12 protein-coding genes are annotated in these 11,201 nt (G+C 68.5%); 8 read left to right on the forward strand and 4 right to left on the reverse strand.

Translation table 11 applies throughout. The features are described from left to right. Positions 1-200: 200 nt before the first annotated feature. From LFM09_RS18435 to LFM09_RS18450, 4 genes are all read left to right on the forward strand, one after another. A complete protein-coding gene (locus LFM09_RS18435; RefSeq protein WP_414097701.1) occupies positions 201-1,376 on the forward strand; it encodes a YncE family protein in 1,176 nt (391 codons plus the stop codon). 77 nt (positions 1,377-1,453) lie between these two features. Then, the gene (locus LFM09_RS18440; RefSeq protein ID WP_414097857.1) at positions 1,454-1,786 is read left to right on the forward strand and encodes a PadR family transcriptional regulator; all 333 of its coding nucleotides are present in this window, start codon (positions 1,454-1,456) and stop codon (positions 1,784-1,786) included. Next, positions 1,768-2,661, forward strand: a complete 894-nt coding sequence (locus LFM09_RS18445; protein WP_414097702.1) for a hypothetical protein — start codon at positions 1,768-1,770, stop codon at positions 2,659-2,661. Before LFM09_RS18440 ends, LFM09_RS18445 begins: the two co-directional genes overlap by 19 nt. After that, entirely contained in the window at positions 2,658-3,521 is an 864-nt protein-coding gene (locus LFM09_RS18450; RefSeq protein ID WP_414097703.1) for a hypothetical protein, read from the forward strand. The genes LFM09_RS18445 and LFM09_RS18450 overlap by 4 nt, the downstream gene beginning before the upstream one ends. On the opposite strand, the gene LFM09_RS18455 is transcribed toward LFM09_RS18450, so the two are convergent. Both LFM09_RS18455 and LFM09_RS18460 read right to left on the reverse strand, forming a co-directional pair. Continuing rightward, a complete protein-coding gene (locus LFM09_RS18455; RefSeq protein ID WP_414097704.1) occupies positions 3,484-4,890 on the reverse strand; it encodes an MFS transporter in 1,407 nt (468 codons plus the stop codon). The genes LFM09_RS18450 and LFM09_RS18455 overlap by 38 nt on opposite strands. Positions 4,891-4,944: 54 nt before the next feature. Then, on the reverse strand, positions 4,945-5,730 hold the full coding sequence (locus LFM09_RS18460; RefSeq protein ID WP_414097705.1) for a glycerophosphodiester phosphodiesterase: 786 nt from the start codon (positions 5,728-5,730) through the stop codon (positions 4,945-4,947). A gap of 667 nt (positions 5,731-6,397) precedes the next feature. Between LFM09_RS18460 and LFM09_RS18465 the strand changes: the two genes are divergently transcribed. The 3 genes from LFM09_RS18465 (at position 6,398) to LFM09_RS18475 (ending at position 9,489) form a co-directional block, all read left to right on the forward strand. Continuing rightward, positions 6,398-6,739: a hypothetical protein gene (locus tag LFM09_RS18465; RefSeq protein WP_045316915.1), complete on the forward strand. Its 342-nt coding sequence runs from the start codon at positions 6,398-6,400 to the stop codon at positions 6,737-6,739. Between the two features lie 89 nt (positions 6,740-6,828). Continuing rightward, positions 6,829-8,829 carry a putative bifunctional diguanylate cyclase/phosphodiesterase gene (locus LFM09_RS18470; protein WP_414097706.1) on the forward strand — a complete coding sequence of 667 codons (2,001 nt, stop codon included), beginning with the start codon at positions 6,829-6,831 and terminating at the stop codon, positions 8,827-8,829. A 15-nt stretch (positions 8,830-8,844) separates the two neighbouring features. After that, positions 8,845-9,489: a VOC family protein gene (locus LFM09_RS18475; RefSeq protein WP_414097707.1), complete on the forward strand. Its 645-nt coding sequence runs from the start codon at positions 8,845-8,847 to the stop codon at positions 9,487-9,489. Here the strand turns inward: LFM09_RS18475 and LFM09_RS18480 are convergent. Both LFM09_RS18480 and LFM09_RS18485 read right to left on the reverse strand, forming a co-directional pair. Next, entirely contained in the window at positions 9,486-9,866 is a 381-nt protein-coding gene (locus tag LFM09_RS18480) for a hypothetical protein (RefSeq protein ID WP_414097708.1), read from the reverse strand. The genes LFM09_RS18475 and LFM09_RS18480 overlap by 4 nt on opposite strands. An 11-nt stretch (positions 9,867-9,877) precedes the next feature. Beyond that, positions 9,878-10,342, reverse strand: coding sequence for a PPOX class F420-dependent oxidoreductase (locus LFM09_RS18485; RefSeq protein WP_414097858.1), 465 nt, complete (start codon positions 10,340-10,342; stop codon positions 9,878-9,880). A gap of 10 nt (positions 10,343-10,352) precedes the next feature. Here LFM09_RS18485 and LFM09_RS18490 point away from each other — a divergent pair, with 10 nt between their 5' ends. After that, positions 10,353-11,195 carry an alpha/beta fold hydrolase gene (locus LFM09_RS18490; RefSeq protein WP_414097709.1) on the forward strand — a complete coding sequence of 281 codons (843 nt, stop codon included), beginning with the start codon at positions 10,353-10,355 and terminating at the stop codon, positions 11,193-11,195. The last annotated feature ends 6 nt before the right edge of the window (positions 11,196-11,201 follow it).

Genomic DNA, 11,201 nt, shown 5'->3' on the forward strand with positions numbered 1-11,201 from the left:
GCGTCCCTCCGCGCGAGCCTCGAAACCGTTGAGTGGAGGTAACCGCTGCTGAGGTGGTCGAAACATCTGTATCAACTCGATGACTTCAGTGTTGACTAATAGTTGCCATCGCGCGAATGGCGGTCCCGATCATCACCCAGACGTGAGAATCCTTCAGGTGTTCGTGGAAGCGCGTACACACCTGAAAGGACCAGAGGACGATGAACCCTGCACGTCTCCTGCTGGCTGTCATCTGCCTGGGGCTGACGAGTGCCCCGGCCGCCAGTGCCGCCGACGCCCTGCGCGACGTGGTGATCGTCGGCAACTCCGTGGCCGGCACCGTCACGTTCCTCGACGGCCACACCTTCGCAGGCGTCGGCACGCTCGACGTGGCCGCCGACAAGCAGCAGCGCATCGACGAGATGGACCCGGTCCGCCGCGCCGCCTACGAGGTGATCCGCGGCCAGGTCGGGGACAAGTTCGTCGACGACGCCCACCTCACGCCCGACGGCCGCACGCTGATCGTCTCGCGCGGCAACCTCGGCGACGCGGTGGCGTTCGACGTCGCGTCACGGCAGCAGAAGTGGCGCACCCAGCTCGAAGGCTTCAAGGCCGACCACGCCACGCTCTCGCCCGACGGCACCAAGTACGTCATCTCGGCGATCACTGCGGAGAAGGCGCAGGTGCTCGACGCCGCCACCGGCCGCGTGCTCGGATCGTTCGCGACCGGCGCGTACCCGCACGAGAACATGTACTCGCCCAACGGCCAGCGCATCTACAACATGAGCATCGGCAACCCCGCGCTGCCGAAGTGGATGAACTGGGCCAAGGGCGCCAAGCGGGTCACCGTCGTCGACGCGCAGTCGCTGCAGAAGGTGCGTTCGTACGACTTCGAGTTCGGCGTGCGGCCGTCGGTGATCACGCCCGACGAGAAGACCCTCTACCTGCAGCTGTCCTACCTCAACGGGTTCGCCGAGTTCGACCTCGTCGCCGGCAAGATCACCAAGACCGTCCAGATGCCGTTCAGCGAGGCAGGCCGCAAGCTCAAGGAGGACGAGTACCCGCAGAACTCCGCGCACCACGGCATGGCGCTCAACGGGGGAGCGGACAAGCTCTGCACGGCCGGCACGATCGACGACTACACGGCGATCGTCTCGCGGCCTGGACTGACCACGGACGCCTTCGTGCACTACCCGGTGGGGGCGCTGCCGTACTGGTCGCTGACGAGCGTGGACGGCAACCACTGCTTCGTCACGCTGTCCAACCTGGACGCGGTCTCGGTGATCGACTACCGGACCGGCCGGGAGGTGGCGCGGGTGCCCGTCGGCGACTTCCCGCAGCGCGAACGCCTCGGCAAACTTCCTTCCAGCACTCTCGATAGCTTCAGTGCTGCCTGAAACCGGACTCATCCGGTTGTTCCGCTCCCCGATATAGCTCGCGCCGCGATATATTCAACGACATGAGTGGTCGAGTCATGTCGGAGCAGGCGTTCCTCGTGCTCACCGCGCTCGCGGAGGAGCCGTTGCACGGTTACGCGATCGTGCAGGCGGTGGAGCAGCTGTCCGAGGGGCGGACGGTCCTGCGGGTCGGGACGCTGTACGGGGTGCTGGACCGATTGGTGGCGGACGGGCTCGCCGAGCGCGACCGTGAAGAGGTGCACCAGGGGCGGCTGCGGCGCTACTACAAGCTCACCGACTCCGGTGTGCGGGCGCTGCAGGCGGAGGTGGCCAGGCTGAGCGCGAACGTGCGCGCGGCGTCGGCGGTGCTGAGGGGGAGGGGAGTGCTGCCATGGGCGAGCAAGGTGTGAGCAATCTGGAGCGCCGTTACCGGCGGCTGCTGAGGGTCCTGCCGAAGTGGTATCGGCAGGACCGCGAGGAGGAGATGGTCGGTCTGTTCATGGCCGACCGCAGCGACGACCTCGACCTGGAGCACAGCTGGCCGGGGTGGGGCGAGACCGGGGCGATGCTCGGTCTCGCCGTGCGCACGCATCTCGCGGCGGGGAGCGGGCTGACGCAGGCGCCGGCGAAGGTGGTGTGGCGCGGGGAGGTCGTGCGCGCGCTGGGGATGCTCGGGTTGCTGCTGAGCGTCTTCTACGCGGGTGCGTCGCTCACGAGCATGTTCTACGCCTACAACCACCCGGAGATCATCGGTGGGCTGACGTGGCTGCGGGTGTTCGACGTGGCGCCGGTCGTGGCGTTCGTGGCGCTGGTGAACGGCAGGCGGACGCTGGCGAAGCTCGCGGCTCTGGCGGCGGTGTTGCCGGCGTTCGTGATGATCGGGCAGTCGGGGCACTTCTGGACGTGGCTGGTGTACCAGCTGCCGGCGCTGGTGACGTTCCTGTGTCTGTGCCTGGGTTTCCACCGGGAGGCGCCGACGCCGCCGGCCAGGAGGCTCGGCTGGTGGGCGTTGGGAGCGTTGCTGCTCGGCCTGGCCGGTGGGCTCGCGACGGGCACCGGGTTGCTGGTGATCGGGTTGGTCACGCTGATCGTGCGGGTGGTCGCGTTCGTGCGCGGTGACGTGGTGCTGGGGCGGGCGTTGTCGTTGTTCGCGCTGCTGCAGCTGGCGCCGCTGGTGTTCCCGTTGATCGGGGGAGAGATCCTCATCTTCGTGCTGCCGCTCGCGGTGCTGCTCTTGCTGACGGTGGTCGCGCCCATCCGGAAGCCGTCGGCGAGGCTGTCATGAGCAACCTGGAACGCCGGTACCGCTTGCTGCTGAAGGTGTTGCCGCGGTGGTACCGGCGCGACCGCGAGGAGGAGATGGTCGGCCTGTTCCTGGCCGGCCGGACCGACGACCTCGACCTGGAGCACGGCTGGCCGGGCTGGGGTGAGGCGTTCTCGGTGCTGGGCCTGGCCGTGCGGACGCATCTGACGGCCGCGAGCGGGCCGGTGTGGCTGGGCGAGATCGTGCGGGCGCTGGGGATGTTCGGGTTGCTGCTCGGGCTCACCCACGTGGCGCCGTCGGTCTACGGCGCGTTCGCCCCGCTGGACACTCCTGAGTGGACGCTCGGCTGGTTGCTGTGGGGCCTGGCGCCGCTGGCGGCGTTCGTGTTGCTGCTGAGCGGGCAGCGGACGGCGGCGAAGGTGGTGTCCGGGCTGCTGCTGGTGCCGCTGGCGCTGCAGGTGGCGATGCCGGGGACGGGGTTCGCGGGTCTGCTCTACCAGCTGCCGCAGCTCGTCACGTTCGCGTGCCTGTGCCTGGGTTTCCACCGGGAGGCGCCGACGCCGCCGGCCAGGAGGCTCGCGTGGTGGGGTGGGGGAGCGGTGCTGCTGGGCCTCGCCGAACCGCTGGTGTGGGGGAGCGGGGTGGCCGTGCTCGCGATCGCGGTGTTCGGTGTACGGGCGTACGGGTTCGTGCGCGGGGATTTCGTGCTGGGGCGGGCGTTGTCGTTGTTCAGCCTGCTGTTGCTGGGCCCGCTCGTGATCCTGGTCCTGCAGGGGCCGCGTGAGGCGACCGCGTTCAACGTGGTGGCGGCGGCGCTGCTGGTGATCAGCGCCGCCGCACCGGTCAGACGAGCTTCGGTTCTTCGTTACCGACTGCCTTGATGGCCCGGCGGACCGGGACGAAGATCAGCAGGACGAACCCGGCGACGAAGAAGATGATCAACGCGAGGATGGCGGGCCGCAGGCTGCCGGTGGCCTGTCCGACACCGGCGAACACCAGCGGGCCGAGCCAGCTGGTGGAGCGCTCGCCGACCTCGTAGAGCGAGAAGTACTGGGCTTCCCGGCCGGGTGGCACCATCTGGCTGAAGAGGCTGCGGGACAGGGCGTTCGTGCCGCCGAGCACGATGCCGATGCCGGCGGCGACGAGGTAGAACTGGATCTCGTCGCCGGTCTTGACGAAGAACGCCGCGGTGATCACGACGATCCACACCAGCAGCGAGCCGAGGATCGTCTTCTTGGCGCCGACCTTCTTGGCCACGGCGCCGTGCAGGACGCCGCCGAGGAACGCGACGAACTGGACGATGAGGATCGTCGTGATCAGCGTTTCCTGTTCGAACTTGAGCTCGACGCTGCCGTACTGGGCGGAGACGTTGGCGACGGTCGCGATGCCGTCGGTGTAGATCAGGTACGTGCCGAGGAACGCCAGCGTGAGCGGGAAGGCCTTGGCCTGCTTGAGGGTCTGGCCGAGCTCCTTGAAGCCCGCGGAGATCACCGAGGTGCCGTGTTCGCGGCCGTGCGGGGACTGGTGCTCGGTCAGGCGCAGCAGCGGGATGATCGTGAACGAGGCCCACCAGATGCCGGAGATGACGAACGCGATGCGTGCGGCGTCGGCCTTCGTGATGCCGAGCGGTTCGGCGGACAGCGTGATGCCGAGCTGGATCGCCAGGGCGACACCGCCGCCGAGATAGCCGAAGGCCCAGCCGCGGCTGGAGACGGCGTCCCGTTCGTCGGGTGGCGCGATCTCGGGCAGGAAGGCGTAGTAGACGACGACGCTGGCGCCGTAACAGATGTTGGCGAGCACGAAGAGCGCGATACCGAGGTGCCAGTTGGTGCCCTGCACGGCCGCGAGCGCGATGGTGGCCGCGGAGCCGGTGAAGGCGAACCCGGCGAGCATCTTCTTCTTGCTCTGGGTGCGGTCGGCGATGGCGCCCATGACGGGCAGCACGACGACCTGGATGACCGTGGCGAGTGAGAGCAGGTAGCCCCACAGCGATCCGGCGGGGAACTGCAGCCCGAAGATCGTGACGTCGCAGTGGTCGAACGTGTTGTCGTTGGCGCAGGGGTTCGCGCCGTTGAGCCCGGTGTCGGCCCTGGCGGCGTTGGCCGCGATGTCCGTGAGGTACAGCGAGAAGAAGACTGTGACCACAGACGTGGGGAACACGGAGTTCGCCACGTCGTACCAGACCCAGCCGCGCTGTTCCCGACGGCGGCTGGCGGTGGCGTCGGCGGCGTCGTCGCCCTTGACCTTCATGTCGGCGGACTGTACTTGTCCGCCGACTCATCCCATGATCGCCTGTCCAAGCTGTTACCAGGTGCCGCGCGACCGGAGTACTTCGCGCAGAACATCCGGCCTGTCCGTCACCAGCCCGTCCACCCCGATGTCGAGCAACGCCCGCATGTCCGCCTCGTCATCGATCGTCCACACGTGCACCTCAAGATCCCGCCGGTGCGCCGCCTGAACGAACCTCTCGTCCACCACGGTCAACCGCCCCTGGCTGCGCGGCACCTGAGCCACCTGCCCGCGCACCGCGAGCCCGGCGAACGGAATCCGGCCTGCTGCCCACAACGCGCCTGCACTCCGCGGCCCCATCGACGTCAGCAGCTCCGGCCCACCCTTGCGGCGCAGCCTCGCGAGCCGGTTGTCCGAGAAGCTCGCCAGGCACACGCGGTGCAACGACTTGGCCTTGCGCAGCAGGTTGATGATCGGCTCGACCGCCCCGTCGACCTTCACGTCGATGTTGAAGAACGTGTCCGGCAACTCCTCCAGCACGTCCGCCAGCCGCGCGATCGGCTCCCGCCCACCCACGCGCGCCCGCTGAACCTCGGTCCACGGCAGGTCCGCCACGCGTCCTTCGCCATCGGTGGTGCGGTCGAGCGTGTGATCGTGGTGCACCACAACCTCACCGTCAGCGGTGGCGTGCACGTCGGTCTCGATGTAGCGGTAGCCCTCCTGCACGGCTCGCCTGAAACTGCTCAGCGAGTTCTCCATGCCGGCGAGGTCGCCGACGTGCCAGCCGCGGTGGGCGAAGGCGCGGGGGTGCGGGCCTGCGAGGTACGGGTGGGTCACCCCCTGAGTGTGCCTCCCGGTCATGGCTTCGGAGTGGACAGTGGGTGGCGGGACACTTTCTTCTTTACCTCTATCACTTCAGTGTTGACTAAACTCAGACCTGACGGTCTCCCGAACCAGCTCAACCGCCCGACCCACACCCGCCGCGGCGCGGCGGGTAGCCAACGGAGGCGGGCTGGCACGGTCGACGGCGAAGCTGAGGCACCCCTCAACGGCGACGCGAAGCGAGCCGGACAGGCCTCATGTCGCGCAGGGCAACGCCGAAGGCGAGCCGGCCTTGTGTCGCGCTGAGCGGCGGCAATCACGGCAACCGGCGATGACGCAACCAGAGCTCAGCAACGGCCCGTCCGGCCACGCACGCAAGGCGACCGCCCCGCTGGAACCGCAGCCGGCCCACGCAAGCCGACCCGCCCGCCCGGAACGCGTCCGCCCTCGCACGGCGATTGCCAGCACGCGCCGCTGGAACGCGACCCGCCGTCCGGCAACCGCCTCTCTCGTCCGGAACCGGCACCGGGTCGCCGCAAGCCACCCGCCCGCACCCAAATCCCGTCACAACGTCACCGAAGCCGATCAAACCCCACCCAAACCCAACACCAATCGCCCTACCGGTACTGTCCGGTTCCCTACGAAGGTCGGGGTTTCTGGCGCGTCGCTGGAGACCACCCGCCGCCACCCGCTACCGTCGCGCGCCATGGAGCGCTCCATGGAGGCGGATGAGCCCAAGCACTGTGCGTGGTGCGGGAGGCGGTTGCCGGGGAGTGGGCGGATCGGCCGGCCGAGGCGGTACTGCGCGCAGCCGTGTCGTCAGCGGGCGTATGAGCGGCGGGCGGCGTTGCAGCGGGGCGGGCTTCCCGAGGACGCTGTTGTACTCTCCACCGCTGAGCTGGCTGATTTGCAGGACAGGTTGTTCCAGCTGCGGTGTGCCGCGGAGGACGTGGTGACGGCGGCGCAGGACGGGGCTGAGAACGAGGAGCTTCGGAAGTTGGCTGCTGAGCTCGTGGAGTCGGCGAAGGGTTTGGAGCGGCTTCGCTGAGGCCGTGTTCCACATAGCCGTTCGCGAAATAGCGAACTGACCGGCGTAGCGGGTTGCTTACGTCCGGTGATCGGACGATCATGACGCGCGTGACCTCGTATACCCGCACGGTGCTGGACCGAGCGGATGTCGGCTATGCCGTGACGGATGCGCGCGGGAACCTGTTGTGGTGCAACCGCGCGCTGGGCCTTGTGCTCGGGATTCCGGTGGAGCAGGCGTACGGGCGGTCGTTGCCGGCGCTTCTTCCGGGGGTGCCTGAGGTGGCGGCGCCTGCGCGGGAGGTGCTGGCGCCCGGTCCGAAGTGGCTTGAGGTTCGGTGCTCGAAGCTCGGGGACGACCTGATGTACGAGGTCGTGGACGTGTCTGCGTGGCGGGATCGCGAGCTGACTGTCACCCAGGAGGCTGACGCTCTCCGACGAGCGCAGGCTCTCGGGCGGATGGGCACGTGGGAGTGGTCCATCGCGGACGATCGGGTGACCTGGTCGGACACTCTGCTGGACATGTTCGGGTTCTCGCCGGGGACGGCGTTCGACTTCGAGATGTACTCGCAGCTGGTGCACCCTGACGACCTGCCGATGATCGAGGAGACGCTGGACGCGGCGCTCAAGACCGGGTCTGTCTTCACGTACACGCATCGCATGTTGCGTCCGGATGGCAAGGAGCGGGTGTTCGAGTGCTTCGGTGAGGTCGTGGTCGGCGACGACGGCGCTCCGCTGAGGGCGCTCGGCACGGCGCACGACGTCACGCAGTCCTCCAGGGTGCACGACGAGCTCGTGAGGATGGCCGAGCAGGACCCGCTGACGGGCCTGCCGAACCGCCGGGCGCTCACCCGCGCCTTGGAGCAGGAGCTCGCGAACAACGGCTCCGGCGCGCTGCTCGTGCTGGATCTGGACAACTTCAAGGACGTCAACGACCTGCGTGGCCACGCGGTGGGTGACCGCGTCATGCGCATGCTGGCGTCCGCACTCCAATCGCGCCTGGGTGACCGCCTCATCGCGAGGCTCGGCGGTGACGAGTTCGCGGTGGTCCTGCCGGGTGCGTCCCCGAAGGACGCCTCCGAAGTGGCCGACGGCCTGAGGGACGCGGTGGCGGGTTTCCCGCTCGCGGGTATCGGCACGCCGGCCAGGATCACGGTCAGCACGGGCTTGGCGGAGTTCGGTCCGGGTGACTCGTGGGAGCTGGTCCTGGCGAACGCCGACCTCGCCCTGTACGCGTCCAAGGCAGCGGGCCGCGATCGCGTCACGGTGTACGAGCCGAACCACTACGCGGACACGGTCAAGCGGGTGAGTGTGCTGGACCGTCTAAGAGCGGCGCTCGCGGGCAACGGCCTGGCGCTCTACGGCATGCCGATGGTGGAGTTGCACAGCGGCAAGACCTTGGGTCACGAGCTGCTGCTGCGTCTGGAAGACCAGCAGGAGCCGTACCTGGGGCCGGCGGACTTCCTGCCGGTGGCTGAGCGCAGCAACCTGATCCTCGAAGTCGACCGTTGGGTGCTGTCCACGGCGATCGACGCGTTGGTCGCTGAGCCGAACTCCAGGCTCCGGTTCAACGTCAACGTCTCCGGCCGCACGCTGGAGGACCCGGATTTCGGTGGGTTCGTGCTGGACAAGCTCGGCAAGGCCGGTGTGGCGCCGGGCCGGCTGGGGCTGGAGATCACGGAGACGGCGGCGGTGACCAATTTGGACGCCGCGGTCACGCTGGCGACGCAGCTGCGGAGTTTCGGTTGCCGGATCACGCTGGACGACTTCGGCAGTGGTTTCGGGTCGTTCGTGCACCTGAAGCACTTGCCGATCACGGGTATCAAGATCGATGGCGAGTTCGTGAAGGGCATCGAGACCAACGACGCGGACGCGGTGCTGGTGTCGGGGATCGTGCAGATCGCGAACGGGCTGGGGTTGTCGGCGGTGGCGGAGTGGGTGGAGCGACCGTCCCAGGTGGATGCTCTGCGCAAGCTCGGGGTCCGGGTGGGGCAGGGTTTCCACCTCGGCAGGCCGGTGCCGTTGCGTGACGTGGTGAACGCGGAGCGCATGCCGCCGAATGGCGCATTGTCGTCTCAGGTGGTCGGAGCAGAGGATGGTGCGCGCTCCTGATCACCGCCTGATGGGATGCCCGTGTCGTCTTGTGGTCTGCGTCGTCTTGAACTGAGTGTTGCCGAGCCTGAGCTGTCGGTGGACTTCTTCGCCGCCGTGCTCGGTTGGACGGTGATAGCAGAGCCGGGCGGATCGTTCTCGGGCTGGGTCGGTGACAGACTCGCGACGCAAGTCGTTGCGGGAGAACAGGGTTGGCGCTTCTTCTTCGACGGTGACGAGCCGCGTGAGCTGAAGGTCAATTCCTCTGTGGACAGTGGCCGGGTGCTGCACGGTCCGTGGGCGCCGCCGCCGCGGCACGGTGAGCCGTGCTGGGTGGAGCTGATGACCGACGCGCCCGAGGACGAGTTCTGGATGAACGAGCTCGGCTGGGAATCCAGGCCCGGCGCGGAGGATTTCGTGCTGTTCATGTCGTCGCGGCACGGCGATCCACGTCCGGTCGCGGGTCGTCTGGAGACGATTCGCGCGCAGGGGTGGACGGCGTACTTCGCGGTCGACGACCTGGCGCGGGCGTGTGAGCGTGTGTCCGAGTTGGACGGTCGGGTGCTGCTGGAGCCCACGACCGTGCCAACCGGACTCATCGCGTCGATCGAAGGTCCGCACGGTGGCCCGTGTGTGCTGCTGGAGCAGCCGAAGGGCTGGGGCGGGACCTGGGCGGTCTAGTCGCGGTCGAACCAGGCCACGGCGAGCAGCAGCAGCCCGGTGGCGATGCTGACGCCGGAGTTGATCAGCAGGTCGGACGTGGCCATGCCGATCTCACGGCCCCAGTGGGCGAGCTGCGATCCGGCGTCCCAGAACAGGTACATCAGCGCGTTGATGACGATGAGCTTGCGGCGGTCGGCTGCCCGCTGCAGGCCCATCGCGACGATGGTGACCGCGATGATCAGCACGTGGTAGCCGGCGACGGCGTACCACTGGAACGCCCGCGTCGGGGTCATCTCGCCGCCGAGGTAGGCGCGGTCGGTGAGCTCCGGGCTGAACGTCAGGACGACGGTCTGGAGCAGGTTGAACGCGATGTAGACCCAGAGGACGGTCTTCATCCACGGCTTCATCAGGCGTCGAGCTCCGGTGGGAAGCCGCCGGTCGCGATGGGGCCCCAGCTGTCGATGGTGATGCGGATGAGCGACTTGCCCTGGCGCAGCATGGCGGCGCGGTACTCGTCCCAGTCGGGGTGCTCGCCGGCGATGCAGCGGTAGTACTCGACGAAGTCCTCCAGGGCTTCCGGCAGGTCGAGGACCTCGGCGGTGCCGTCGATCTGCACGTAGGCGCCGTCCCAGTCGTCGGAGAGCACGCACATCGTGACGGACGGGTTGCGGCGCGCGTTGCGGACTTTGGCGCGTTGCGGGTAGGTCGAGACAACGATGCGGCCCTCGCCGTCGACACCGCAGGCGACGGGGGAGACCTGCACGGCGTCAGCGGTGGAACGGCGGGTGATCAGGACGCCGTGGTGGCGGGTGCGGAGGAACTCGAGCAGCTGCGGCCGGTCGACGACGTCGGCCGTGGCGATCTTCGGCATGATGTGCAGCATGGCACGGTTCACCTCGTTCGACGGCACCGAACTCGCCTATCGAGAAGCAGGGGAGGGTGCCCCGCTGCTCGTGCTGGCGGGCGGCCCTGGCAGGGCTTCGGAGTATCTGGAAACGCTCGGCGGTCTCGACGCGGCGCGCAGGTTGATCATCCTCGACAACCGGGGCACGGGGGAGTCCGACGAGCCGGAGGACCCGTTCACGTATCGGCGGGACATGCTGGTCCGTGACGTGGAGATGCTGCGTCGGCACCTCGGCCTGGCGCGGGTCGACGTGCTGGGTCACTCGGCGGGCGCCGGTATCGCGATGGGGTATGCGGCGGACTTCCCGGACCGGGTCGGCAAGCTGGTCCTGCTCACTCCCGCGTTGCGCAGCGTCGGCCTGTCGCCGGAGCAGAGCGACTGGGACACGTTCCTGGCTTCACGCTCGGACCAGCCGTGGTTCGAAAGTGCCACGACCGCGCTGGAACGCAACGCCGCCGGTGACGACTCCGTGGAGAACCGGGTCGCCGCGTCGCCGCTGCTGTACGCGCGCTGGGACGAGCGGGCGCAGGCGCACGCGAACGCCGAGCTGGGTCAGTGGAAGTTCCACGTCGCGCTGGGCTACAACGCCGAGGGTGCGTTCGTGCCCGGTGTGCTGCGGCGGGCGATGGCGGACTTCGACCACCCGGTGCTGGTGTACGCGTGCACGGTGGACCCGATCTCGCCGGTGCGCCGCTGTGCCGAGCTCGCGGAGCTGTTCCCGCACGCCACCCTGTACGTGCACGAGGGCGTGGGGCACTATCCGTGGGTGGAGGAACCGGACCAGGTCGCCAAGCAGATCGCGACCTTCCTGGACAGTTAGCCCGGG

Origin of the sequence: Lentzea alba (assembly GCF_047445655.1) — a bacterium.
Taxonomy (GTDB): domain Bacteria; phylum Actinomycetota; class Actinomycetes; order Mycobacteriales; family Pseudonocardiaceae; genus Lentzea; species Lentzea alba_A.

Excerpts from the sequence above, each read along its gene's own strand:
- LFM09_RS18455 (WP_414097704.1), bottom strand. The coding sequence starts at position 4,890 with ATGAAGGTCAAGGGCGACGACGCCGCCGACGCCACCGCCAGCCGCCGT.
- LFM09_RS18460 (WP_414097705.1), bottom strand. The coding sequence starts at position 5,730 with ATGACCGGGAGGCACACTCAGGGGGTGACCCACCCGTACCTCGCAGGC.
- LFM09_RS18450 (WP_414097703.1), top strand. The coding sequence starts at position 2,658 with ATGAGCAACCTGGAACGCCGGTACCGCTTGCTGCTGAAGGTGTTGCCG.
- LFM09_RS18480 (WP_414097708.1), bottom strand. The coding sequence starts at position 9,866 with ATGAAGACCGTCCTCTGGGTCTACATCGCGTTCAACCTGCTCCAGACC.
- LFM09_RS18445 (WP_414097702.1), top strand. The coding sequence starts at position 1,768 with ATGGGCGAGCAAGGTGTGAGCAATCTGGAGCGCCGTTACCGGCGGCTG.
- LFM09_RS18435 (WP_414097701.1), top strand. The coding sequence starts at position 201 with ATGAACCCTGCACGTCTCCTGCTGGCTGTCATCTGCCTGGGGCTGACG.
- LFM09_RS18440 (WP_414097857.1), top strand. The coding sequence starts at position 1,454 with ATGTCGGAGCAGGCGTTCCTCGTGCTCACCGCGCTCGCGGAGGAGCCG.
- LFM09_RS18490 (WP_414097709.1), top strand. The coding sequence starts at position 10,353 with ATGGCACGGTTCACCTCGTTCGACGGCACCGAACTCGCCTATCGAGAA.
- LFM09_RS18485 (WP_414097858.1), bottom strand. The coding sequence starts at position 10,342 with ATGCCGAAGATCGCCACGGCCGACGTCGTCGACCGGCCGCAGCTGCTC.
- LFM09_RS18475 (WP_414097707.1), top strand. The coding sequence starts at position 8,845 with ATGCCCGTGTCGTCTTGTGGTCTGCGTCGTCTTGAACTGAGTGTTGCC.
- LFM09_RS18465 (WP_045316915.1), top strand. The coding sequence starts at position 6,398 with ATGGAGCGCTCCATGGAGGCGGATGAGCCCAAGCACTGTGCGTGGTGC.